Annotated in this window: 20 protein-coding genes; 10 read left to right on the plus strand and 10 right to left on the minus strand. The window is 56.1% G+C overall.

The genetic code is table 11. From position 1 onward, the window contains the following. Nucleotides 1–4: 4 nt before the first annotated feature. The 3 genes from Q0Y21_RS18350 to Q0Y21_RS18360 all read left to right on the plus strand — a co-directional run bounded on the left by Q0Y21_RS18350 (nucleotide 5) and on the right by Q0Y21_RS18360 (nucleotide 5,562). Nucleotides 5–1,912: a DUF1302 domain-containing protein gene (locus Q0Y21_RS18350; RefSeq protein WP_297798469.1), complete on the plus strand. Its 1,908-nt coding sequence runs from the start codon at nucleotides 5–7 to the stop codon at nucleotides 1,910–1,912. 79 nt (nucleotides 1,913–1,991) lie between these two features. Further along, nucleotides 1,992–3,308: a DUF1329 domain-containing protein gene (locus Q0Y21_RS18355; protein WP_297798523.1), complete on the plus strand. Its 1,317-nt coding sequence runs from the start codon at nucleotides 1,992–1,994 to the stop codon at nucleotides 3,306–3,308. Nucleotides 3,309–3,435: 127 nt separating this feature from the next. Continuing rightward, nucleotides 3,436–5,562 carry a GGDEF and EAL domain-containing protein gene (locus tag Q0Y21_RS18360; protein WP_297798471.1) on the plus strand — a complete coding sequence of 709 codons (2,127 nt, stop codon included), beginning with the start codon at nucleotides 3,436–3,438 and terminating at the stop codon, nucleotides 5,560–5,562. On the opposite strand, the gene Q0Y21_RS18365 is transcribed toward Q0Y21_RS18360, so the two are convergent. Then, a complete protein-coding gene (locus Q0Y21_RS18365; protein ID WP_297798473.1) occupies nucleotides 5,553–6,212 on the minus strand; it encodes an energy-coupling factor ABC transporter permease in 660 nt (219 codons plus the stop codon). The two genes, Q0Y21_RS18360 and Q0Y21_RS18365, sit on opposite strands and share 10 nt — an antisense overlap. 14 nt (nucleotides 6,213–6,226) lie before the next feature. Further along, nucleotides 6,227–7,741 (minus strand): diguanylate cyclase, encoded by a 1,515-nt coding sequence (locus Q0Y21_RS18370; protein WP_297798475.1) that lies wholly within the window; start codon nucleotides 7,739–7,741, stop codon nucleotides 6,227–6,229. 61 nt (nucleotides 7,742–7,802) lie between these two features. Between Q0Y21_RS18370 and cobS the strand changes: the two genes are divergently transcribed. Beyond that, nucleotides 7,803–8,612 (plus strand): adenosylcobinamide-GDP ribazoletransferase, encoded by an 810-nt coding sequence (cobS, locus tag Q0Y21_RS18375; RefSeq protein WP_297798477.1) that lies wholly within the window; start codon nucleotides 7,803–7,805, stop codon nucleotides 8,610–8,612. Between the two features lie 136 nt (nucleotides 8,613–8,748). Further along, on the plus strand, nucleotides 8,749–10,062 hold the full coding sequence (locus Q0Y21_RS18380) for an MFS transporter (protein ID WP_297798479.1): 1,314 nt from the start codon (nucleotides 8,749–8,751) through the stop codon (nucleotides 10,060–10,062). Here Q0Y21_RS18380 and Q0Y21_RS18385 read toward each other — a convergent pair. The 3 genes from Q0Y21_RS18385 to Q0Y21_RS18395 form a co-directional block, all read right to left on the minus strand. Beyond that, complete coding sequence (locus tag Q0Y21_RS18385) at nucleotides 10,059–11,951, minus strand: monovalent cation:proton antiporter-2 (CPA2) family protein (protein ID WP_297798481.1); 1,893 nt, start codon at nucleotides 11,949–11,951, stop codon at nucleotides 10,059–10,061. The two genes, Q0Y21_RS18380 and Q0Y21_RS18385, sit on opposite strands and share 4 nt — an antisense overlap. A gap of 63 nt (nucleotides 11,952–12,014) precedes the next feature. Further along, the gene (locus tag Q0Y21_RS18390) at nucleotides 12,015–13,127 is read right to left on the minus strand and encodes a sensor domain-containing diguanylate cyclase (protein WP_297798483.1); all 1,113 of its coding nucleotides are present in this window, start codon (nucleotides 13,125–13,127) and stop codon (nucleotides 12,015–12,017) included. A gap of 126 nt (nucleotides 13,128–13,253) precedes the next feature. After that, nucleotides 13,254–14,126: a sterol desaturase gene (locus tag Q0Y21_RS18395; protein WP_297798484.1), complete on the minus strand. Its 873-nt coding sequence runs from the start codon at nucleotides 14,124–14,126 to the stop codon at nucleotides 13,254–13,256. A gap of 94 nt (nucleotides 14,127–14,220) precedes the next feature. Here Q0Y21_RS18395 and Q0Y21_RS18400 point away from each other — a divergent pair, with 94 nt between their 5' ends. Beyond that, the gene (locus tag Q0Y21_RS18400) at nucleotides 14,221–15,120 is read left to right on the plus strand and encodes a LysR family transcriptional regulator (protein WP_297798486.1); all 900 of its coding nucleotides are present in this window, start codon (nucleotides 14,221–14,223) and stop codon (nucleotides 15,118–15,120) included. A gap of 86 nt (nucleotides 15,121–15,206) precedes the next feature. Then, nucleotides 15,207–15,383 (plus strand): hypothetical protein, encoded by a 177-nt coding sequence (locus Q0Y21_RS18405; protein WP_297798488.1) that lies wholly within the window; start codon nucleotides 15,207–15,209, stop codon nucleotides 15,381–15,383. A 78-nt stretch (nucleotides 15,384–15,461) separates the two neighbouring features. On the opposite strand, the gene Q0Y21_RS18410 is transcribed toward Q0Y21_RS18405, so the two are convergent. After that, on the minus strand, nucleotides 15,462–16,061 hold the full coding sequence (locus Q0Y21_RS18410) for an NAD(P)H-dependent oxidoreductase (RefSeq protein ID WP_297798489.1): 600 nt from the start codon (nucleotides 16,059–16,061) through the stop codon (nucleotides 15,462–15,464). Between the two features lie 116 nt (nucleotides 16,062–16,177). Here Q0Y21_RS18410 and Q0Y21_RS18415 point away from each other — a divergent pair, with 116 nt between their 5' ends. Then, a complete protein-coding gene (locus Q0Y21_RS18415) occupies nucleotides 16,178–17,092 on the plus strand; it encodes a LysR family transcriptional regulator (protein ID WP_297798491.1) in 915 nt (304 codons plus the stop codon). A gap of 24 nt (nucleotides 17,093–17,116) precedes the next feature. Here the strand turns inward: Q0Y21_RS18415 and Q0Y21_RS18420 are convergent, their stop codons facing one another. Both Q0Y21_RS18420 and Q0Y21_RS18425 read right to left on the minus strand, forming a co-directional pair. Beyond that, on the minus strand, nucleotides 17,117–18,514 hold the full coding sequence (locus Q0Y21_RS18420) for a C13 family peptidase (RefSeq protein ID WP_297798493.1): 1,398 nt from the start codon (nucleotides 18,512–18,514) through the stop codon (nucleotides 17,117–17,119). A gap of 69 nt (nucleotides 18,515–18,583) precedes the next feature. Beyond that, nucleotides 18,584–19,078 (minus strand): MgtC/SapB family protein, encoded by a 495-nt coding sequence (locus tag Q0Y21_RS18425; RefSeq protein WP_297798495.1) that lies wholly within the window; start codon nucleotides 19,076–19,078, stop codon nucleotides 18,584–18,586. 700 nt (nucleotides 19,079–19,778) lie between these two features. Between Q0Y21_RS18425 and Q0Y21_RS18430 the strand changes: the two genes are divergently transcribed. After that, a complete protein-coding gene (locus tag Q0Y21_RS18430; protein ID WP_297798497.1) occupies nucleotides 19,779–20,918 on the plus strand; it encodes an acetyltransferase in 1,140 nt (379 codons plus the stop codon). A 117-nt stretch (nucleotides 20,919–21,035) separates the two neighbouring features. Then, nucleotides 21,036–22,130, plus strand: a complete 1,095-nt coding sequence (locus Q0Y21_RS18435) for a hypothetical protein (RefSeq protein ID WP_297798499.1) — start codon at nucleotides 21,036–21,038, stop codon at nucleotides 22,128–22,130. A 111-nt stretch (nucleotides 22,131–22,241) separates the two neighbouring features. Here Q0Y21_RS18435 and Q0Y21_RS18440 read toward each other — a convergent pair whose 3' ends face one another. Both Q0Y21_RS18440 and Q0Y21_RS18445 read right to left on the minus strand, forming a co-directional pair. Beyond that, nucleotides 22,242–23,048, minus strand: coding sequence for a hypothetical protein (locus tag Q0Y21_RS18440; RefSeq protein ID WP_297798501.1), 807 nt, complete (start codon nucleotides 23,046–23,048; stop codon nucleotides 22,242–22,244). A gap of 44 nt (nucleotides 23,049–23,092) precedes the next feature. Further along, the coding region (locus Q0Y21_RS18445) for an IS3 family transposase (protein WP_297795338.1) at nucleotides 23,093–23,190 on the minus strand (98 nt) is incomplete at its 5' end.

Genomic DNA, 23,190 nt, shown 5'->3' on the forward strand with positions numbered 1-23,190 from the left:
AGAAATGACAACAACAAATACTTCCAGGTTTTCCCGAACACGGTTATCGCTGGCAACAGCCGCACTGTCCGTAATGGCCTCAGCCCCGGCCTCTGCCTTCAACTTCGATGTCTACGGCATCGATGCTTCTTTCAGCACAAAGCTGACCGCGGGCATTGGCGTCCGTCTGGAGGATCAGGACCCGGATCTGATCTCACAGGGCAACCTGGGACCGGAATTCGCCTACAGCGACACCGGCGCTTCGTCCAACAACTTTGACGACGGCAACCTGAATTTCGAAAAAGGCGATCCCTACTCGCAAATCCTGCGTGGCCGATCCGAGCTGTTTCTCGACTACAGTCCCGACAGTGACTACCTGACCCGTATCGGCGCTCTTGTACGCGGCAGCTATTACTACGACTTTGAGCTCAAGGACAACGAGCGTGCAGTGGACCCGGTAGGCCAACAACGCACACTCAACCCGGAAGCAAAAGACAATGCTGCTGGCGCAGACCTTCTGGACGCCTACATCTTCTCCGACTGGTACGCGGGAAATACTCCGGTATCAGTGCGCTACGGCCGACAGGTGGTGAGCTGGGGTGAGAGCACGTTTATCCTCGGCGGCATCAATGCCACCAACCCCATTGACGTGCCCGCGTTCCGGACCCCGGGCGCAGAGCTGAAAGACGTTCTGTTACCGGTCAATATGCTCTATACCTCTGTCGGCCTCACGCCCGAGATCAACGTGGAAGCCTACGTACAGACCGAGTGGGAGCCGTTCAAGATTGATGACTGCGGCACCTTCTTCTCTTCCGCTGACGTGGCGGCCGACGGCTGTGGCCCAGTGCTCCTGGCAGGTCAGGTACCCGACTCACAAGCCTTCGAAGAAGGCTTCCTGGCACCCCGCCGGGGTGACGTAGAGCCCGGCGACAAGGATCAGTTCGGTGCTGCGGTTCGCTGGTTCGTGCCCGCACTCGATTCTGAACTGGGTTTCTATTACATCCGCTACCATAGCCGCTTGCCCTACATCAGCGGTGTGGTTAACAATCCGGAAAGCCCGGAAGCAAACCAGATCAATGATCCCGATGAACCGTTCACCCGGTTCCCGAGCTATTTCATTGATTACCCCAAGGGCATCGACCTGTACGGCATCAGCATCAATACGACGCTGCCAACCGGCACCTCACTGGGCGCCGAGTACAGCTTCCGCCCCAACATGCCCATCCAGTGGAATACCTTTGAGCTGATCTACGGTGGACTGCAACAGCGTGGTCCGGATGGTCAGGTCGTTAGCAAGCTGGAACAGCGTGTGCAGGATAACAGCCCCGGGTTCAACTACGCCGGCAAGGCGATTGATGGTTACGACCGCTACAACGTGTCCCAGGCTCAGGCAACCCTCATCCACTTCATTGACCGGGTACTGGGTGCGGCGCGGTTCATCATCGTCGCTGAGGCTGGCGCCACCTATGTACACGAACTGCCCGACAAGAGCGAAGCCCGCTATGGTCGGTCCGGTATTTACGGGGTAGGCCCGGTACCGCTGGATGGTGATTCCTTCTCCGGCGACTTCTGTAGCGAAGGCCCGGGGGATGAGACCACAAGGCTGAACATCAATCCGACCAACTGCGGCGCGGATGGTTTCACCACGTCCTTTTCCTGGGGCTATCGCGCACTGTTCGCGCTGGATTACTCCAACGCAATTGCCGGCATCAACCTGCTGCCCAAGCTGTTCATTACCCATGACGTGAAGGGCTATGCCCCGGACCCCGGCGGCAACTTCAACGAGGGTAACAAGTCGGTCAGCCTTGGTCTGGACGCCAACTACCAGAACAAATACTCCGGCTCGATCAGCTACACGAACTATTTCGGTGGTGACTACAACGTCATTGAAGACCGGGATTTCGTTTCAGCCAGTATTTCCTACTCATTCTGATTCATAAACGACAATCACAAAGGAGTCACTTGTGAACGCATATAGAAAGCACCTCATCGGTAGCGCCATCGCCGTCTCGATGTTTTCTTCCGGAGCAGCCCTCGCGGCTGTCTCCGCAGAGGAAGCGGCGAAACTTGGCAACGAACTGACACCTATCGGCGCCGAAAAAGCCGGTAACGGAGATGAAATCCCTGCATGGACGGGTGGACTCACGTCACCTCCGGTCGAGCAGCCACAGGAAGGCATCTATCCGGATCCGTTCCCGGAAGACGAGCGCCTGTTCGTCATCGACCAGAGTAACGTGGACGAGTACGAGGATCGGCTCTCCCCGGGTCAGGTGGCTACCATAAAGGCCTACAGCGATTACTTTATTCCGGTTTACCAGACTCGCCGTACCGGTGCCTATCCGGATTTCATGATGGAAAAGGCTGCGGAGAATGCCACCAAGGTGTCCCTGACGCCCGATGGCAACGGCCTTCAGAACTATCAGACCGGCGTACCCTTTCCGATTCCGAAAAAAGGGGTCGAGGTCATTTTCAATCACATTACCCGTTACCGCGGTGGTTCCATTATCCGTAATGTTGCCCAGGTAACCCCTCAGGCCAATGGCGACTACAGCCCGGTCAAATTCACCGAACATCTGACCGACCGAGTGGCACTGGCAGACTACGAGCCGGGCATGGACGAGAATGTGCTGTTCTACTTCAAGCAGGTCATTACCGCCCCATCACGCCTCGCCGGTAACGTGTTGCTGGTTCACGAAACTCTGAACCAGGTCAAGGAGCCACGCCGTGCCTGGATCTACAATTCCGGCCAGCGCCGTGTTCGCCGGGCACCCCAGGTAGCCTACGACGGACCGGGTACCGCCGCCGACGGTCAGCGTACGTCTGACAACCTTGACCTTTATAACGGTGCACCGGACCGCTACAACTGGGAGCTGGTTGGCAAAAAGGAAATGTACATCCCGTACAACTCCTACAGACTTGGCGATCAAAGCCTGAGCTACGATGACATCATCCAGCCAGGCCACATCAACCCGGAGCTGACCCGCTACGAACTGCATCGTGTCTGGCATGTGCGTGCCACCTTGAAGGACGGCGAGCGCCATATTTACGCCCAGCGTGATTTCTACGTGGATGAGGATTCCTGGCAGATCTCCGTGGTTGACCACTACGATGGCAGGAGTCAGCTCTGGCGTGTTGCCGAGGCGCACATGGTTCAGGGATATGACATTGGCGTGCCCAGCTACGCCGCTGAAACCCTGTACGACCTGCTCTCCGGCCGCTACCTGGTTATGGGCCTGACCAACGAAGAGGACGACCCTTACACCTTTGGTGTAAAAGCCCGCTCCAATGAGTTCACACCCGCTGCGCTGCGCCGGGCCGGGGTTCGTTAACCGCAAAGCTCTCGGGATTTCCCGACCGCGGTAAGTAGAAAACCCGCTTCGAACCGAAGCGGGTTTTCTGTATTCTGAACCTGGTTCGGATAATAAGCCGCGTTCAGGATAGCTCCATGGGTTTCATATGACAGACAAATCCAGCAATGAACAGGATATCGTCGGCAATCAAGATTCCAGGCTGGCTCTGCTTGCCCGCTATACACCGAATATGGTGATGATCACGGATGAAGCTGGGTGTTTTGACTGGGTCAACCCGAGTTTCGAGAACTACACCGGCTATATGCTCCAGGACATTCGGGGCAAGCGTGTCGGTGACGTGCTTTTTGGCGACGATACCGATCCCGAGACCATAAAACGCATCCGACAGAAGCTGTATGAAAACGAGGCGTTTGAAGCGGACCTGCTTCAATATACTCGTTCCGGATCCCCCTACTGGGTACACAGCCATTGTTTTCCGGTTGGACCTGAGCAGGGCGTCAAGCCTGGCTTCATCGCAATCCAGAACAACATTTCAGACCGCAAAAACAGCGAACGTGGCCTGAGAATTGCCGCAAGCGTGTTTGATCGTAGCCACGAAGCCATTCTGATTACAGATCACAACAATCGTATCCTGGACGTCAATCCTGCCTTCTCCCGCATTACCGGTTACAGCCGCAACGAGGTTCTAGGATTGAATCCGTCCATTCTCAGCTCAGGGCGCCATACCCCCGCTTACTATCGATCCATGTGGCACACGATAGAGCGAACAGACCACTGGCGTGGTGAAATCTGGAACCGTCGTAAAAACGGGGAAGAGTATGCAGAGCTACTCTCCATCAGCCGGGTGCACCTGGATCACCCTGGCCAGTTCTACCATGTGGCCGCGTTCTCAGATATCACCGCCCTCAAGAACCACGCGAAGGAACTGAATCGCGCAGCCAATTACGATGTCCTCACCGGCCTTCCCAACCGGCAGCTGCTTGAGGAACGATTAAGGGCGGCACGATCACACGCAGACCGGCTCCGCCGAGGGCTGTCAATCTGTTATCTGGACCTGGATGGATTCAATACCATCAATGAACGCTTCGGCCATGCCGCCGGGGATGAGGCCCTGAAGACCCTGGCTGAACGCCTAACCCAAACGCTGAGAAGCGGCGATATCATTGCACGCATAGGTGGCGACGAATTTGCCATATTGCTCCATAGTAACGCGAGCGATCATGTCTTTCAGCGCATTCTGGGCACCGTTGGCGACACACTGACACTGGCAGGGGAATCTATCACCCTGACCGGCAGCCTTGGTGTCACCCATTATCCGGATGACAACAGCGATGCCGAGGGGTTGATTCGTCACGCAGACCAGGCCATGTACTCAGCCAAGGAAAAAGGCCGCAATCAAATCCATTTCTTTGACCCACGCCTGGACGAACATCGCCGCAAACGCAGAAGCCAACTGATGGACATCGACCGGGCGCTTGAGAATGAAGAGCTGGAGCTTTACTTTCAACCGCAGGTTAACTTGCATGACGGTACCATTACCGGTTACGAAGCACTGATCCGCTGGAACCACCCGGAGCTGGGCCTAGTTGCTCCCAAATCGTTCCTGCCGGCCGTGGAGAACAGCCACCTCGAAGTACCGATGGGTCAGTGGGTCGTCAAAGAGGCCATCCATCAACTCAATCATTGGAGAGAAGCCGGAACAACGCTGTCGGTAAGCATCAATATCAGCGCCCAGCATCTGATGGATAGGAGTTTCGCGGATTTCATTGAAACCTATCTGCGACTCCACCCCGATCTCGACCCGGGGTTGATCACACTCGAGGTTCTGGAATCGACAGCCCTGGAGGACACTCAGCGGGCCAGCAACGTGCTCAGTAAATGCCGTTGTCTTGGCCTGCAAGTCGCACTGGACGACTTCGGAACCGGATTCTCGTCGCTGACCTACCTGCGAACCCTCCCGGTGGACATGATCAAGATTGACCAGAGCTTTGTCTTTAACATGCTGGAAGATGCCAGTGACCGGGCCATTGTGGAAAGCGTGATCTTCCTTGCCCAGCGCTTTGCCCATCCAGTGCTGGCGGAAGGCGTTGAAACCATGGCCCACGCCGATGCCCTGAAGCACATGGGTTGTAACTTTGTTCAGGGATACGGCATTGCCCGGCCCATGCCAGCCGGCGAAGTTCTGGATTGGACCCGGCAATGGCAGCAACTCCTGGACGAAGAAGGGCCCGACGCCCAGCACAATCCAGCCTCTAGCTTTGTTCAGCGGTAGCGTTGCTGCTCCAGGGTGGTTAGCCGGTCTGGGTGAAACACCATCAGCCCGGTCACGAAGACGCCGTTCACGAAGCCTTCCGGCAACATAATCAGTGGCAGGTACCGGATGTACTCGTGGACCAACTCACGAACCTCATAAACGCCAGCGGTCCACAACATCAGACACATCACCAGGCCGGCACAAGCCACAGCGATACCCGCACCGAAAAAACCACAGAAAAAGATGTAGGCAAAGAAGTTCCGGAAATTCCGCTGTCGTTCCCACAACATAATGCCGTGGCTGACCAGCGCCGGCACCATTACTGTCACCAGCCCATTGGCTGCGAACATAGCCAGTGGCTCTCGCCCCGTGATCACCGTGATAACCAGGGCCATCAGGCCCGCCAGCACCGCCAGCCCCCAACCGAGCATCAGGGTAACGACCGTCATGCCAAATATATGGATAGATAATCCCGGCGAGATACCCGCGCGCAGTTGCCAGATAAAACCCAGCACCACCGCCGCACCAAAAAACGAATGTTGCAGCGCATTATCCTTGCGGAAACCCCGCCAATCCACATGACGGATGGCCAGCCCCAGCAACACAATAAACAGAAGACCGGTGATGATTAGCTGAGTAGTCGACAGCAGATTGTCCGTCATGCCCATCGGAGGCCTGCCTCTTACGTACGATAAGTCCCTGATTCGTTGACGAAGCAATCCCTACCCGCCTGCTTCGCCAGGTAGAGACGGCGATCCGCCATACCAATCACGGGGTCCGGACTATTAGGGATTTTTGGAAGATCGGAAACAGCGGCAACCCCGGCACTGACAGTGACATCTATGGGAGAGCCTTCAAATACAAAGTCATGATCCCGAACCGCCTGCAAGATCCTGGCAACCATACGGCCGACGTCATCGGATTGCTCCAGTGAATACGCCACCACGAATTCCTCACCACCAAAACGGGCAACCACGTCCATTCCACGGGTGTGTTGTTCCAGAATGCCGGCAATCTCAGTCAATACATAATCGCCGCCGAGGTGTCCGAGAGAATCATTTATCTGCTTGAAATGGTCGATATCAAACATCGCCACCGCAAACGTATCCTGGTGCCGGGAAGCCCGCCCGAGCATTTCGTACAACCGGGGCATCAGGTATCGGCGGTTATGCAGTCCGGTCAGTGGATCGCGAATCGACTGGCTCAGCAGCTTTTGCTCAAGGGTATGCCGTTCAAGCGCCCCGGACAACAGCCCGGAGACAATAATCAACAAATCGCCCTGATCCTCCCGCCAGTGCCGCTGCCGCAGCGAATCCACCCCGAAAAAACCAGTCACTCGCCCGCGAACTTTTACCGGTACGGCGAACATGGAGCAGACCCCCCGGCGTTCCAGCAACTCCCTCTCACCGCTTGCACTGTCCGGCAATTCAGACGCGTCCGGGATAAAGACAACCTTATTGCTACTTACCATCCCGTTAATCTGCTGCTGCCACCACTGAAAACATCCAATGAAGACATTCTGCTGCCGCTTGATCAGTGCGGAAACCCCCGGCCTCACCCACTCATGGGTGTTGACCATAAACTGGTAGTTGTCCGAGAAGGTAAACAGATAGGCGCGATCAACCTCAAAGAACTGACCAATGCTTTTCAGCAGTTCGTTGATGCACTCATCAATGGTTCCAAAATGCAGGTTAATGAATTCCTTGGAAAGGTCGGCTATCAGCTTCTGAAAACCCGCCTGATATGATTGTTCGGCTTCGCTTTCGCGCAGGGTCTGTTCCAGTTCCTTGTATTGCTGAATGTTGTGAAACTGGCCGTACCACAACGTGCTGCCATCGCTCAGGCGCTCTGGCTCGGAATAGCCTTCAAACCACTGGTACTCTCCGGATGTGGTTTTCAGCCTGGCACAGTGCTTCCACGTCGTCAGATTAAGGGCGGAGGTCTGGATACCTTCCACCACTCCGGAAAGATCATCCGTGTGTACGATGCCAAACAGGCCATCCGCACTTTTCTGCAAGTCCTCCGGCTTCAGTCCGAACCATTCGTTCACTCGCCGGCTCACATAGGGAAAACGCTGATCGCTGCCGTCAGCGCTAACCCAGAATGTATACAGAATGCCGGGCACGCTGGTGATCAGTTTGGTATAAAACGCCTGCGAATCCTGGCCTGGGCCATCGCTGTCCTGTTGATCATGCATAAAACTGCGGGACTCCAATCAAAGGAGCCGTTTCCGGCAACCCACAAAAAAAGTGTAGAGTATGGCAACAAATCCCGCGAGCATGCCCCCGGAGCATCACTTGAGTCCCAATACGCCCCCAACGGTCCGTGAATGGCAGGCCTTCTGGCTGGCGATCGGCTTCCTCACACGGATACCGATGCTGATCCAGATTGATTATTCTCAACGGCTGATGAACCAGAGCAGTCTTTATTTCCCACTTGTCGGCCTGTTACTCGGCGTATGCTATGCCGGTGCTTACACCTTACTGACGCTCGCCTTCAGTCCAATCATCTCCATTATATTGGTAGTCATTCTGCACCTGTGGATGACAGGGGCCTTCCATGAAGATGGCCTGGCGGACAGTGTGGATGCGCTTGGGGGTGGGTATACGATCGAAAAGCGCCTGGAGATCATGAAGGACAGCCGGATCGGCACCTACGGTACTGTGGCGCTAGTATCAGCCCTGGCACTGAAAGTTGCCCTCCTGGCAGAGGTGAGGAGCGTCTGGCTGGCGCTTTTGGCCGCACCCATGGTGGCACGCCTGACGCCATTGCTGATCATGGGCTACCTGCCCTACGTGACCGACCCGGACAAGAGCAAGAGCAAACCGGTCGCCGACGGTTTTTCGCGAGCCCGCCTGGCGGTTGCCGCAGCGTTTACCCTTTGCGCATCCCTGGCACTGACTCTATATGAACCCTGGATTTTGCTGTGGGGCCTGTGCTCCACGCTCGGCGTTGCGCTGATTTGGGGAGGCTATCTGCGCAGCCAGCTAGATGGCTATACAGGCGACACCCTGGGAGCCAGTGTGGTGTTTTCCGAACTGGTCCTGCTGTTGGGGCTGACCATCTGATTGCACGACCTGACTGCTCGACCATGAGGCAAACAACCTGAAGACTGCTTAATTGAACGGGGCTGGGCATTTACGTCGATAACGGCCACAATCACCTCACGGATGTACCTTGTAAAGATCAGGAGCCCAGCCGCAAATGCCACCACACACGCCCCACGCCCAGCCCCCGGGCGCGCAGGAAGACAAACGCGCACTCTGGTCCTGGGCTTTTTACGATTGGGCCAACAGCGCCTTCTTTACCATCATTCTCACCTTTGTCTTTGCTCAGTATTTCAGCGTTTCGGTGATGCAGGACGAAGTCGCGGGCACCAACGCCTGGGGCAACATCGTGGGCATATCCGGGGTCTTTATCGCGATCCTGGCACCGATTCTGGGGGCCATTGCGGATCAGTCAGGGCGTCGTAAACCCTGGCTTATCAGCTTTACCCTGCTGTGCGTACTTTCATCCGCCATGTTGTGGACTGTGACACCGAATCAGGACCAGTTCTGGAACGCCGCACTGTGGGTGGGACTGGGCACCCTCGGCGCCGAGTTTGCGTTTATTTTCTACAACTCCATGCTGCCGGACCTGGCCAGTCAGGAGCGCACCGGTCGCTGGTCCGGCTGGGCCTGGGGGCTGGGCTATGCAGGCGGAGTTACAAGTCTGGTGATCGCGCTGTACGGCTTTATAGAGGCCGACGCCAGTCTCTTCAACCTGGACCGGGATGAGGCCGAACACGTCCGCGCCACCTTCGTTCTTGTGGCGGTCTGGTATCTGGTGTTCGCCCTGCCGGCCTTTTTCTTCATCCCGGACCGGCCATCCACGGGCCTCGGTCTGGCAGCCGCCACCCGCGCCGGCTTTGTGCAACTGAAGGAATCCATCGCTCACGTCCGCCAGTACAAGGACATTGTGCGCTTCCTGATCGCCCGCATGCTGTACACCGATGGCCTGGCCACCATCTTTACCTTCGGGGGCGTGTATGCCGCCGGTACGTTCAACATGAGCCCTACCGAAGTCCTGCAATTCGCCATCGCCCTGAACGTGACGGCAGGGCTGGGCGCTCTGGGCTTTGCCTGGATTGACGATGCCCTTGGCGGCCGAAACACCATTCTGCTCGCGCTGATCGGGTTGGGCAGCAGTGCGCTGGCCATTATGCTGGTGGACAGTGCCACCGCCTTCTGGGTCTGGGGCATGATCCTGGGTATTTTCGTGGGGCCACTGCAGTCCGCTAGCCGTTCACACCTGGCCCGCGTCGCCCCACCCCACCTTCAGACCCAGATGTTTGGCCTGTTCGCGTTCTCCGGCAAGGCAACAGCGTTCGCCGGCCCCCTGCTGGTGGGCTGGGTCACAGCCCTCACCGACAGTCAGCGTTGGGGCATGAGTACCATCCTGCTGTTCCTGTTGGTCGGCTTCCTGCTGATGCTGACGGTACCTAAAACCGAGACCAAAGACATCGAAGATACCGTCTAACGCCCGCCGTTTTCCGGCGGAGCCCACAAGGGCACTTCCTCTCGGCTGGGTGGCTGCCAGTCCTGCTTCATCACATCGCTGAGGGTGTCTTCCAGCTTCATGAACAGCTCGCCGTAGCGTGGGCTGAAGCTGATTCCCGACTCGATATCTTTCCAGGCCTCGCGCAACTCGGCCTCATGGGCTTTCTCGTTGTTCACAAAGGCCCAGGTCATCTGGCGGGCCCGCAAGGGATGCACACCAAACGCCGTCAGAGCCTGACCGCCCAGTTCCAGGGCAGAGTGGTAAGTTTCGCTGACCACTTCATCGGCGCCCGCGTCCCGCAGATCGTATCCGTGGCCCCGATCGAAGGCCCGCGCCAGAATCCAGACACCCGGGAAATGGTGTTTGACGTGATGCACCAGTGACACGGCCCGTTCGCGGTCATCAATAGCCACCACCAGCAGGCGGGCATTGGCGATACCGGCGGTTTCCAGCAGGTCCAACCGGCTGGCGTCGCCAAAGTAACTCTTGATGTTGATGCGACGCAGATTCTCGATCTGGTCCAGCGCCAGATCCAGAGCCACAATCGGAATGTTGTTGGCGCGCAGCAAGCGGCAGACGATCTGGCCGAAACGTCCCACACCGGCCACAACCACTGGCGCCTGTTCCTCAATGGTGTCTGCTTCCCGCTGCTCATTCCGGGCCTCTCGGTACCGCGGCAGGATCAGGCGGTCATAGGCGATGAACAGTAAGGGCGTGAGAAACATGGACAGCGCCACCACCAATGAAAGGATCTGCGCAATGTCCGCGGGGACCACCCGGTTCTGCAGACTGTAGGTCAGCAGCACAAATCCGAATTCACCGGCCTGGGCCAGCCCCAGGGTAAACAGCCAGCCATCGCGGCCACGCAAGCCGAACAACTGAGCCAGCAGTAGCAACACGGCGGCCTTGACCACAATCACCAATAACCCCAGTGTCAGCACCGTACCCCACTGCGCTGACAACACATCGAAATTGATGCCGGCACCGACGGTGATAAAGAACAGGCCGAGCAACAGGCCTTTGAACGGCTCAATGTTGGCTTCAAGCTCATGACGAAATTCACTGTTTGCCAGAACCACGCCGGCCAGGAAAGCACCAAGAGCAGGTGACAGATTCACCACACTCATCAATGCGGCAATGCCGATCACCAGCATCAGCGCCATGGCGGTAAACACCTCCCGCATGCCGGACTGCACCACATAGCGGAACAGTGGCCGGCTCAGGTAGTGGCCGCCTACGATCACGGCTGCCACCGCACCAATCACCACCAACCCATGAGCCCAGCCGGGCAGGTCCGCCACCAGATTGAAACTGCCATGGTGGTCCGCATCTGCCGAACCAACCGCCGCCAGCCCCGACACCGCCAGCAACGGAATCACGGCAAGCATGGGGATGACGGCGATATCCTGGAACAGCAACACCGAGAAGGCGCCACGTCCACCCTCGGTCTTGCTCAGACCTTTCTCGTTCAGGGTTTGCAGAACAATGGCCGTGGATGACAGGGAAAAGATCAAGCCCACGGTGACTGCGGTCTGCCAGGGGAGCCCCAGCCACCAGGCGATGGCCGTACCTGCCACGGAGGTCAGCACTACCTGAAGCCCCCCGAGGCCCAGTAAGCGGACCCGCATGGCCCACAGGGACTTCGGGTCCAGTTCCATGCCCACCAGGAACAACATCATCACCACGCCAAATTCGGCGAAGTGCTGGATCGTGGTAGTTTCCTGGCCCACCAGGCCGGTCATCGGTCCGATCACCACCCCGGCCACCAGATACCCGAGCACCGACCCCAGCCCCAGGCGCTTGGCCAACGGTACCGCGACGACCGCCGCCAGTAGGTAGATAAACGCCTGGATAAAGTATTCCGTCATGAGCTGTTCCGTTTGATCAGTTGGGAAAGGCCTGCCTGCACGCGTGCCTATCTTTCGTGCCCGTCAGATTAGCGAAGGATCAAACTTTCGGAAACCGTTCTTTCCGGAATTCTTGACTGAATACATGGCCTTGTCAGCCTGGACCATCAGTGAACAGACATCGTCAGCGGTACAGGGAAACGTTGAAATGCCGATGCTGCAACCAACGGTGACCGCCCCGTTGCTCATTTCTACAGGCTCGCGGACCTCCGCGATAATACGTTCCGCAAGAGGCTCAAAGGGGTAACTGCCGGAACCTTCCGTGGTGCCGTCCACCAGAAAGGCAAATTCATCCCCGCCCACTCTCGCCACCATTTCACCTGCGCGCTGGATCTGCCGGAACCGCTTTGAGAGCACCTGCAGTAAATGGTCACCGGCCATATGTCCGTACTGGTCGTTCACGTCCTTGAAACCGTCAATATCAACCAGGTAAAGCACTACCTCACCTTTCTGATTTCGGCGTTGCAGAGCTATGGCATCCTCGAGGCTTTCTTCAAACGCGGCTCTGTTGTATAGCCCCGTCAATGAGTCGTGAGAGGCCCTGTAAAGGATTTCAGCTTCCTTGCGGCGGTCTTCGGTGATATCGCGGGCAATTGCAAACAGTTTGGTTGTGGCATTGGTAATGGCAGGGCAGTACCAGGCAATCCAGCGCCAGCTTCCGTCCTTGGCAAGATAACGGTTTTCAAAACTGATGCTGTCGCGGCCAGCCCCCAAGCCCTCGAGCTCCCGGGCGGTTTTGTCCACATCGTCGGGATGGACAAAATCCACAAAAGGACGTGACAGCAATTCTTCTTTCGAATAACCCAGGGTCTTGGCGAACGCCGAATTCACGCGCTTGAAGTAACCGTCCAATCCCGCAATGCATAGCATCTGGACGGAATGCTCGAAGAACCACTCCCACTCCTGAAGACATCTGTGGTAATTTTCCAGCTCATTGGACAACCGCTTTTTACTGTCCAGCAAGTCTTCACGTTCCCGCTCCAACACCCTGAGTTTGCTCTCAAGGCGCTCCAATCGCTCTGCCTTTTCACGGAGCCTGACGATAATCTTGTTATCTGGATCGCCCGCTTTACCCATAAGCGCCAGCTCCATACCGCAACTTTTACCCGCCAGGGAGTCATCACCGGGCACAAACACGTAAAAGCTCTTACTTTCAAAATAGCACCCACGGCTGGAGCTGTGAACAAATGTTCAGATATTGGGATGGGTAACAGCGGGTCATTGGCAGTGAGTGTGGCGAACAGGCCCACACACTATGCGCGCTCAGCCTTTAGGTACGTACTGTCGTACATCCCAGCAGAAATAGCGTTTCAGGACACTGTTCGCCTCGTGTTCTTTCTGGCGCCAGCCGTAGATCTTGGGCTTGCTGGTCTCAATGGCGAGGGTGCCGAATACCAGCCAGTCATAAATCGCCAGGGTGGAGGTCACATTCCTGGCTGAATTGGGGCCGCGGGCATGGTGATGATGGTGCTGGGTCGGGAAGACCAGGATATGAGCCAGCGCCCACATGGTCTTGCGCACCCAGGCCCAGCGGTGGTTGTGGAAATACAGGTCGTAATTCCAGTTAACGTGGGTATGAGCCGCCCAGAAGCCCTTGAACGCGGTGGCGACCAGAAAGACATCCACCAGTCCCAGATACAGGCACAACAGCTGGAAAGTGTAGTTGGGCATGATCAACCACCAGGCCCACCCGTTGACGAACGTCTGGGTCACCGAGAGTTGCCCCTTGTTATCCACGCCACCGGACATGTGATGCGGACGGTGGCTCATCTTGTAGAACGCCTGGACCCACTGAAGAATTCGGTTGTTGGGTCGGCGCCGGTGAGCGAACAGGTGGAAACTGCCGTGGATAAACTCCTCCACGCAGAAAAAGACAATCAGCGTCGGCCAGAAATACGCCTGCTCAAGCCAGGCCAGTGAACCGGCGCTGCCCGGAATCAGCGTCGAGAGCCCCAGGGTCAGTACCAACAGCACCAGCGGACGCTGAACCGCCACCATCATAAAGGTGGCGAGAAACGCCATCCGCCAGTCCTGCTTGTTTTTCCGCCCGTCGCGGGTACGGCCACTGACCACCTCCCAAAGGGCGGTCACTACGATAAAAGACGTTACCAGCATCGTCAGTTTTTGATCGTCCATTTTTGTTCTCCCAGACAATAGGTGCAGGTGTGTCTTTTGACCTTAATGACGCTTGGTATATTTTCCTATTCAATATTTGGTATAAATAATATCCATGAAGCTGAATTTACGAAGTGTCGACCTCAACCTGCTGCCGGTGTTCGACGCCATCATGGAGGCCGGTCAGCTCTCCCGCGCTGCCGAGAACCTGGGCATGAGCCAGCCGGCGATCAGCGCTGCCCTGCAGCGCCTGCGCCATACTCTGGGCGACCCCCTGTTCGTGCGCACTCGTCAGGGCATGCTACCCACCCCCCGGGCTCGAGAGCTTCATGGCAGCCTCAACCAGCAACTGGCCGCCATGCGTGACACCCTGGACCCGGCCAATCGCTTCGTGCCGGCAACCAGCCAGCGTCACTTTCGTGTGCTCAGTAATGACTATTTCGAAATGGTGGTGTTACCCACGCTGCTGGCGCGCCTGCGGAGGGAGGCACCCAACGTGGTGGTGGAAGTGACATTGGCTGGCGACGATATACCGCAAACACTCTGCACTGCCCAGGCTGATCTGGCCGTGGATGCCTTTGGCACCGAAAACGATCAGCTGCACCGGCAGGTACTGATGGGGGAACGACTCGCCGTGGTGGCTCGACTGGGGCATCCCACCCTGCAAGGCAGTTGCAGCAAACAACAGTTCCTGGAGGCTGAACACGTCGTGCTGCCGGAGCGGAACCGCCGCCTGCCGCTGGATCAGATCCTCAATGAACCGGGCTGGCAACGCCGTACCGGCGCGCGGGTCACGCAGTTCGCCAGCATGCTGGCCACCTGCAGCCGGTCCGACATGGTTGCCACCGTGCCGGAGCGCCTGGCGCAACAATACGCCCACGCGCTGGGGCTTCAGACCCTGCCTTTTCCTGCCAATATTCCGCCATTGCCCGTCTACCTGATGTGGGCACCCTTGCTGGACAACGACCCTGCCCATCAATGGTTTCGTCAATGTTTGATTGAGTGTGTCGCCTGATTGCTTGAGGTCACTTTCAACAGCCCGGAATCTGGGCCATAGTTAATGTATGCAATCTAAAACCGCGCGAGGCGAGGAGGACAGTCATGAGTGAAGACGAGCACAAAAAGCTTCACCCCATACTCAATGAGGTCACCAAGACCTACGTGGATCTCTATACCAATCGTCCCAACGAGAAAAACCGCGAGAAGCTGATCAAGCTGGAGAAGCTTCTGCATGAACAATTGGAGAAAATTCAGGCGGCAACCAAAGAAAATGAATGAAGGTCATCGGAAGTGACCAGGAACGATGGTGTGAGTTTGTCCGGTCGTTCCTGGTCCTGTTTCCGATAATCCCGCTGATCACGCCGCCAGCAATTCGGCAATCCTGTCATTCGCCGCAGCAAGGCTCTTGTCGCGAGTCTCATCACCGATATTCAGCCCTTCGGCATGAACGATTTCCACATCGGTGATACCCACGAATCCAAGGTACTGACGCACCAGGGCAGTCTGGGCATGGTCATCACCGTAAAAGCCACCGCGGGTGATAAAGACATAAGCCTTCTTGCCCTGCAGTAAACCCTCAGGCCCCTCCTTGGTGTACCGGAAAGTGACCCCGGCCCGGGCAACGTAATCCATCCAGGCCTTGAGCACGGAAGGAATACTGAAGTTATACATGGGAATACCCAACACCAGCACATCCGCTTCCTGAACCTCGGCAATCTGCCTGTCGGCAAATGCCACCATCGCGTGCTGCTCTTCGGTGCGCTCAGCCTCGGGCGTCATCAGCGCCTGGAGCCGCGCCTGATCCAGGTGGGGGATGTTCTCTGTCGCCAGGTCACGGCTGATCACGTTGGCATCCGCCTGCTGCGCCTGCCAGCGCTCCACAAACTGCTGTGCCAACAGTGATGACTGGCCAGCATCCTCAAACAGACTGCTCTGGATTTTCAATAATGTTGTCATCGTTTCTCTCCTGCCTCTCTTCATATTTGGAACGGCGATGAGAGAATTAAAACATTGATCAGTTAGATTCTATAGTTCAAAATTTGGCACAATTCTATCGAATATTTAGATGCTTAATGGAACGCCTTCCCTCTCCTCATATCAGCCTGGAACAGTGGCGCTGCCTGGTGGCCGTCGTGGAAGCCGGTGGCTATGCCCAGGCAGCAGAAAAGCTGCACAAGAGCCAGTCCTCAGTGACCTATGCCGTACAAAAGCTGGAACGTCTGCTGGATATCAAAGCGTTCCAGATGGCAGGTCGTCGCGCCATTCTGACGCCGGCAGGTGACATGCTCTACCGTCGGGCCCGACAATTACTGGAGGATTCAGCCAACCTGGAAAGGGCGGCAGGCAAGGTGTCCGCTGGCTGGGAAAGTGAAATCAATATTGCGGTGGAGGCCCTGTATCCCACCTGGCTGCTACTGGAGAGTTTCGAACGATTTGGCAGGGACAGCCCCCACACCCGCATCAACCTGTACGAAACCATCTTCCAGGGCGGCCCGGACTTGCTGATGTCCGGTCAGGTGGAGCTGGCCATTCTGCCCGAGGTGCCAGCGGGCTCCAATGGCAAAGCCCTGCCCCACACCTCCCGCATTATCCCAGTCGCCCATGCCGACCACCCTCTGCATCAGTTGGGGCGCCAACTCAGCCTGTCCGACCTGCGCAAACATCGCCACCTGGTGGTCCGTGATACATCACACCAGCGCGATAGCCGCACCTCTACCGTAGACGTCGCGCAGCGCTGGACCGTCTCCAGTATGGCCACCTCCATCGGTGCTGTGTGCCGCGGTTATGGTTTTGCCTGGCTGCCGGAAGACAAAATCCGCCATGAACTGACGTCCGGTCTGCTGAAGCCCTTACCTCTGGGCGATGGTGATGCCCGCTTTGCGCAGCTCTATCTGATTTTTCACGACCCTGAGCAGATCGGCCCCGGCGTCAGACGCCTGGCGCAAATTATCGAAGAGGATATGCTGCAGGCGGGCCTCAACCTTTAGCTTCGCCCCGGGAACTCCGGGCATTCATGGTTGTTCGCTTGTTGGAGCTGGACTCAGCCCCATGTCGGCCTGGATCAGCCATTGCCGCATATTTTCGCCAAGGTGGGACTGGGGATAGGACCAGAGGTCTTCCGCCATACCGATTTCTTCTTCCCAGTCTCTGATCTGCGTGTTGATCTGCTCGAACATGCTCTCGGGATCGGTGAGTGACAGGCCCACGCTCTGATACACCGCCTTGGTGAACCAGGTCATTTCCGAGTCGTCCCCGCAGCCAAAGGACGTGCGATCTGCTCTTGCGGAAGTCAGGATCAGCGTATCGCTGTCTTTGAGTTGATTGAGCCAGTGGCCGGAGTAGCATGCTGACACCACCAGCAGTTTCCGGCGGGCGTCCAGTGGCTCCAGCATTTCCGCAAAGGCCTGGGGCGTCAGGTCCGGCAGTTCGATACCAGGTTGCTGCAATAACAGTTGTCCATCTTTCCGGCCATGACTGACAAGATGGATGACAAGCAAATCCTCCTCCGGGTTCATGTGCTCATCCAACGCTTCCAGGGCCGTTGCGATGGAGGGGCGGGTGGCCAGAGGGAAGGTTTCATAATCCCGGTGATTCAGCAGCATGACGGCACGATTCTCCACATCGAACTGTGCCTGCAGGGCCGTTCTTGCAACCTGGATGTCACGCATGAAAACCGACTCGGTGCCGTCTCCCCCCACGGCGAGGAAATAGGCGTCCGTCTCGCCTGGCCGCTCAGGTTCCAGGCTTTCGATCTGGTTATTCAGACGTTTGTGGTCCTCGGCGAGGATCTTCTCGGTATGGGGCGTCGGCGATTCTTCCGGGATGTATTCTTCCCCATCAAGGAATTCACCGTATTCCCAGGTGCCCGAGAGGATGTCCAACTCCGCCGATTCACCGGTGAAGGAGTAAGTGCCTTCACCATGGTAATACCAGTCGCGAAATTCTCCCTCATAGGTGCCATAGTCGGTAACGTGCTTTCCCTGTACGGGCGCGCCACCTTCGAATTCGGCGATATAGACGCTGCCATTGATTTCGTAGCGACCTTTCCCATGAAAGTCATTGTTCCGGAAAGCCCCCTCATAACGGCTTTCCTCGTCCTCAAGCACACCCTGCCCCGCCATCAGGCCTTCCCGGAACTCGCCTTCGTATCGCCAACCCGCCGGGGATTCGAGTTCGCCCTGGCCATGCCAGTACCCCTCCCAGAACTGGCCGCGGTAGACCGCGCCACTGGCATATTCCTGAACGCCCTCACCGTGGAAGAAGCCATTCCGGACATCGCCGGTATAGGTACTGCCATCCGGCAGGCGAGCATCGGGCGACAGTAACTGCGGCGTGTCACAGCCCGCGAGTAAAAAAACTGCGATCAGTGACAGGGTCATTCGCAAGGGGCGCGGTAAAACAGTGGTCATCGGGTGCTTTGTCCTGTGAGGTGTATGGGTGAAGGGCGCCAGCGCCTTTGCTGTTTGAGGGCGGCGATCCTATTTTTGTTGTTTCGAACTTAAGAGGCGCGAGAATTTAGGCACTACAAACAATACGATCCAGGCCAGAAGAGTGCACAGAATTGCCGTCTGCTCCCGCCCCAGACCAACCGCGATGCCTATCGCGGCAGTGAACCAGATGCCCGCCGCCGTGGTGAGCCCGGATGCACTTTGCTCGTCACTGCCGTTGATGATCGTTCCCGCGCACAGAAAGCCGATGCCGGTAATCACGCCCTGGATAACACGGCTCATTTCCACGTCAGAGATGCCTGCCTGTTGAGGAATCAGGATGAACAACGCCGCTCCCATGCAAACCAGCATATGAGTGCGCACACCGGCGGCCTTGCCTCGTTGCTCCCGTTCAAGCCCCAGCACTCCTCCCAGCAGCACAGCCAGCAGGAGCCTGATCAAAACAATAAGCATTTCACCCAGATCGGTGAGGCCTGAAAACTCGGAAACAACAGTATTGCCGATGAGCGTTATTTCGTCGTTCATGGACGTCTCTTTTGTGTGAAAAGATGTGGCACCCATCCCCTGACAACGCCGGGATCAATCAAGCCCGAACAGTGCCTGCAGGGGAAAACTTACCTAAGTTTAGACCAAGCCGCCCCCGGTTCCCCTGTGTGTTCCGTCTTCTCAGCTTCAGGTCAGTCAGTAAGCTAAGAGGGTAAACCGTTAATAGAAACCTTCACGATATCTCCTTGTGTGCCATTCCTGCACTTACCATTTGCATAGGAGTCTTCATGATCGCCTTTCCATTTGTGAGACAGATCACAAAACACAAATTCTAAGCATATCCATCATTAGGAAAGACTCACACTCATGGTGATGAAACAATGGTAGTACAGCCTTCAACGCCGGGGTTTGCTGCGGCCAGGCCCAGCCATTGCCACATATCAATCTCCCAAACTGGGATTAGCTAACTATTTATTTACCGACTATATTCGCTGGGTCGGATGCAAATCTGACTTAAGGAAAAACAAGAAAATCCAGTGTTCAAAACAACAAAAGCGCATCCTGAATTCCGCCTCAAGGCAATCCCGGATGCATAAATTGACACACTGCATGCACTTACATCCCTCTTCAAGGGAATCCAGAATGCAAATCCCCTGCAGGACGCAGTTGAGCTGATACCCAGGATCGTCTCGGATTGGCACATCTGGGTGTGTGCGGAGCAGACATAAAAGGCTGCAAAATGAAAAACAAAACCAATAAACAAATCTTTTTCAAAGCCAAAACCTTCCTGATAGCCGCGTCCCTCGCGGTTGGCGCACTATTCAGTATCAATACAGCTCACGCAGGTGCTGACAGGACCACCCACCCAGTCGTCATGGTTCATGGCATGGGGGGATTCGACGACATTCTCGGCTATCATTACTTCAGCGATACCTACGGGCGAAAGCTCTACCGGAACTGCTACTGGTACAGCAGCTGCAACAAGTATCTGGACTCGGGCCAGATCGGCGCTGCGGCCTCGATGTCGCCGTTCCATTCTTCCGACCACCGCGGACTGCAGCTGGCCAATGCCGTTGAGTCCTGGATGATCGCCAACGACTTTCAGCACGTCAATCTGGTTGGCCATTCCCAGGGTGGCATGGACCTGCGCAAAGCCGCCAGGATTCTCCACGATCGCTTTGGCTACCAGGTCGTGAAAGTGGCCTACAGCATTTCCTCTCCCCATCGGGGCTCCCCCATTGCCAAACATGTGCTCGACCTGGGTGAGGGTGTCTCCAACATTGTCGAAGCGCTGGCAGAAACCTATGGCGATATTGTTTACGGCTCGGATAACGACGCCAACGCCGCACTGAAACAGCTGATCTACGATGACTACGATCCCAATGACGGCACCCTGACCGGGGCCAAGCAGTTCAACCAGAACTATCCGGTCAGCGATACCTATGCCAAGCGCTACGCTTCCACTGTGAATTCACAGCAAGGTTCAAACGTGAATCCCGCACTGTGGATTACCCAGAACAACTATTTCAATATCGATGGTGACGGCTGGTGCACCGATGACTGCAGCGGCGATGGCGCAGCGGGCAAGGGTGATGGAGAAAAGAAAGACACTGATGACGACGGCCTGGTAGGGGTCAATTCCCAGCAAATGGGCTGGCGCACCCAGTTCCATTACAACGCCTGGGGCATGGACTACCTGACCAGTTACACCGATACCGACTATGTAGGCGACATCAACTATCCCACGCCTACCCAGATGACCTCCATGGGCGCAGTAATCAACCAGGATCATCTGGACATGATCGGTATTCCCAATACCACGTTCCGAATCCGTAATTTCTACGGTGCCATCTTCCATTACATCGCACACTACGACTGAAGAACGCGCGTTTTTCCTTAAAAGGCCACAACGAGCCTGTTCCGTTTTTTTCCGGAACAGGCTCGCTGGAGAGCCTTCACCGGCACTCACAACAATGAAAACCAGAGCCATCAGATTATGAGATCCCGCAACCTCGCCACTTCGAAATATTTCATCATCAGCCTAGCGGCAACAGCAGGCATTGCCTTTGTCTACAGCTTTGTTTCAGAACCACCAGCGGCAGAGGCTGAAACACCCCGGAACGCCCAACACATTGAGGAGACCGCGCCGCCAGCGCCCTCCCCTCAGCAACAGCCAGAATCTCCGGCACCTCTTGCCAACCTGGATCGCCAGAACATGGGTGAAGGCGCATCGGTGGTGATGGGGGATCTGAGCTTTGAGCAGGTCGTCGCACTGATGCAAAAACACCATGGCGCTGATCTGGATACAGCTCTGGGACAGATCGACCTGATTAATGCCCTGCTCAGCTATGTGCGCCACCAGTACCCCGACAATTGGCGGGAAATGATGACAGAGTTTCTGGAGGCAGCGTTTCCCGGCATGGCAACAGAATTAGTACAGCTCGCAGACAACCACCTGGAATACGAAGAATGGCGACGTCTGGGAGCAAGCGACCTTCTTCAGCTCGACCCTGAAGAGCGAATGGAGGTGCTGATGAAGCACCGTGCCGAGATTTTCGGCAAAGAGGTAGCCGAAGAGCTTTGGCAACATCAGATACGCGATTACAAGACGCAAAAGGCCATTGATAACCTCGCCGCGGAGTCCAACCGCCCCCTTGATGAACGCCTGGAGGAATTCAGCACCCTGGTGCACCAGGAATACCCCGAAGATGTCATGCGGAACCAGAGCATGGCCCTGGGCGATTCCTTTGCCAACAAGTTTCTCGCGGCGACTCAGGACGAGTTACGGGACATGTCCCCCCATGAGCGGCGGGAAACAATCGCCAGAACGCGGCGCAGCCTTGGTTACAATGAACGCGCGATAGAAAACCTTGCCCGCCTGGATCGCACTCGGGACAGGCGCTGGGAAGCCGGTGAAACGTACATGCAAACCCGCCAGGAAATCACCTCGAACTATGAAGGCGAAGAACGCCAACGCCGCCTGAATGAAGCCCGCAGGAACCTGCTTGGCGCGGAAGCCGACATCATTCGCCAGGAGGAAGAGGCGGGCTATTTCCGTTATCAACAGGAACGGACATACGGGCTGCATTGACCCGGAAGGCGCCGGTGGCGTTTCATTCGATTGCACCGGTTTTAACGCCCGGGCTCAGCGGCCGATTTGGAGGCGCACCGCGCCGGAAAAGCGATCCGCTGCAGCCCCCGGTTACGTTGCATTTGCCACCATATTCTCGAATTGGGACTGGTATTTTTCCAGTTTTTTGGGGTTACAAGCCGGGCATACAAACGGCTTGCGTTTACCTATGACCATTGCCTGACCAGCACCGCAGTTGCTGCACTTTAGGCCGCTGTAGATATAGGGCGCAAGATGGGTACATTTAACGTCACCACATTTGGCTTTTAAAGCTGCATATTCTTCCGTTGGAAATTGGTTTGATACCTGTAGTTCCTTGAGACTGCCCAGATGTTCTACGAAAGCGAGACTTTCATCTGCAACTTTCAAATTAGTGATATGCAGCAATTCAAGCTGTTTCAAGTTACCAAGCGGTGAAAGCGTATCCAGCTTTAAAGCTGTATCCATACTCCCGGTCAAGCAGAGCATTTCCAGCCCCTCAAGCGATGCTATCTCATCTATGGTTCTGACCTTAGGAAAATGCTCTAGCCCCAGAACACGAAGTGATTTCAGAGCAGATAATTCCGTCAGCTTGCTCGCCTTAGTATTCCCCCAGATTAGAAGCGTTCGGAGGTTCGGAAAGTTACTCAGTATTGCAAGCGTTGGCGTACGAAGGTCATGAATGACTAAGGTCTCGACTCTATCCATCTTTGGTACAAGGGCTGCTTGCTTTTCATTGACCCCAGAAAGCCAGAGACTCTTCAGCGCAGTGAATTTCTCTAAGGCTGCTATATTTTTGGACTTGCCAAAACAGGCAATATATCTCGAATCCAGCGGTAGCTCAGATAAATCATTTGATACGGCAGTTTCTGATTTCGTAAGCTCAAAAGGGAACTGCATTATTTTCCTTGCAACTGGTCCTACCCACGAAAAATAGACACTCGTTATGCGCATCTGCGCTCGTATTCCACCGGGCTGAGATAGCCCAAAGCGGAGTGTCTTCTCTTCCGGTTATAAAACACTTCGATGTACTCGAAGATAG

This window comes from uncultured Marinobacter sp., assembly GCF_947259545.1.
Classification (GTDB): Bacteria; Pseudomonadota; Gammaproteobacteria; order Pseudomonadales; family Oleiphilaceae; genus Marinobacter.

Bases quoted from the DNA above. Each gene is read 5' to 3' on its own strand.
- Q0Y21_RS18425 (WP_297798495.1), bottom strand. From the start codon at position 19,078: ATGAACGACGAAATAACGCTCATCGGCAATACTGTTGTTTCCGAGTTT.
- Q0Y21_RS18435 (WP_297798499.1), top strand. From the start codon at position 21,036: ATGAGATCCCGCAACCTCGCCACTTCGAAATATTTCATCATCAGCCTA.
- Q0Y21_RS18385 (WP_297798481.1), bottom strand. From the start codon at position 11,951: ATGACGGAATACTTTATCCAGGCGTTTATCTACCTACTGGCGGCGGTC.
- Q0Y21_RS18380 (WP_297798479.1), top strand. From the start codon at position 8,749: ATGCCACCACACACGCCCCACGCCCAGCCCCCGGGCGCGCAGGAAGAC.
- Q0Y21_RS18430 (WP_297798497.1), top strand. From the start codon at position 19,779: ATGAAAAACAAAACCAATAAACAAATCTTTTTCAAAGCCAAAACCTTC.
- Q0Y21_RS18440 (WP_297798501.1), bottom strand. From the start codon at position 23,048: ATGCAGTTCCCTTTTGAGCTTACGAAATCAGAAACTGCCGTATCAAAT.
- Q0Y21_RS18400 (WP_297798486.1), top strand. From the start codon at position 14,221: ATGAAGCTGAATTTACGAAGTGTCGACCTCAACCTGCTGCCGGTGTTC.
- Q0Y21_RS18355 (WP_297798523.1), top strand. From the start codon at position 1,992: ATGTTTTCTTCCGGAGCAGCCCTCGCGGCTGTCTCCGCAGAGGAAGCG.
- Q0Y21_RS18360 (WP_297798471.1), top strand. From the start codon at position 3,436: ATGACAGACAAATCCAGCAATGAACAGGATATCGTCGGCAATCAAGAT.
- Q0Y21_RS18370 (WP_297798475.1), bottom strand. From the start codon at position 7,741: ATGCATGATCAACAGGACAGCGATGGCCCAGGCCAGGATTCGCAGGCG.
- Q0Y21_RS18365 (WP_297798473.1), bottom strand. From the start codon at position 6,212: ATGGGCATGACGGACAATCTGCTGTCGACTACTCAGCTAATCATCACC.
- Q0Y21_RS18395 (WP_297798484.1), bottom strand. From the start codon at position 14,126: ATGGACGATCAAAAACTGACGATGCTGGTAACGTCTTTTATCGTAGTG.
- Q0Y21_RS18420 (WP_297798493.1), bottom strand. From the start codon at position 18,514: ATGACCACTGTTTTACCGCGCCCCTTGCGAATGACCCTGTCACTGATC.
- Q0Y21_RS18415 (WP_297798491.1), top strand. From the start codon at position 16,178: ATGGAACGCCTTCCCTCTCCTCATATCAGCCTGGAACAGTGGCGCTGC.
- Q0Y21_RS18350 (WP_297798469.1), top strand. From the start codon at position 5: ATGACAACAACAAATACTTCCAGGTTTTCCCGAACACGGTTATCGCTG.
- Q0Y21_RS18410 (WP_297798489.1), bottom strand. From the start codon at position 16,061: ATGACAACATTATTGAAAATCCAGAGCAGTCTGTTTGAGGATGCTGGC.
- cobS (WP_297798477.1), top strand. From the start codon at position 7,803: ATGGCAACAAATCCCGCGAGCATGCCCCCGGAGCATCACTTGAGTCCC.
- Q0Y21_RS18405 (WP_297798488.1), top strand. From the start codon at position 15,207: ATGAGTGAAGACGAGCACAAAAAGCTTCACCCCATACTCAATGAGGTC.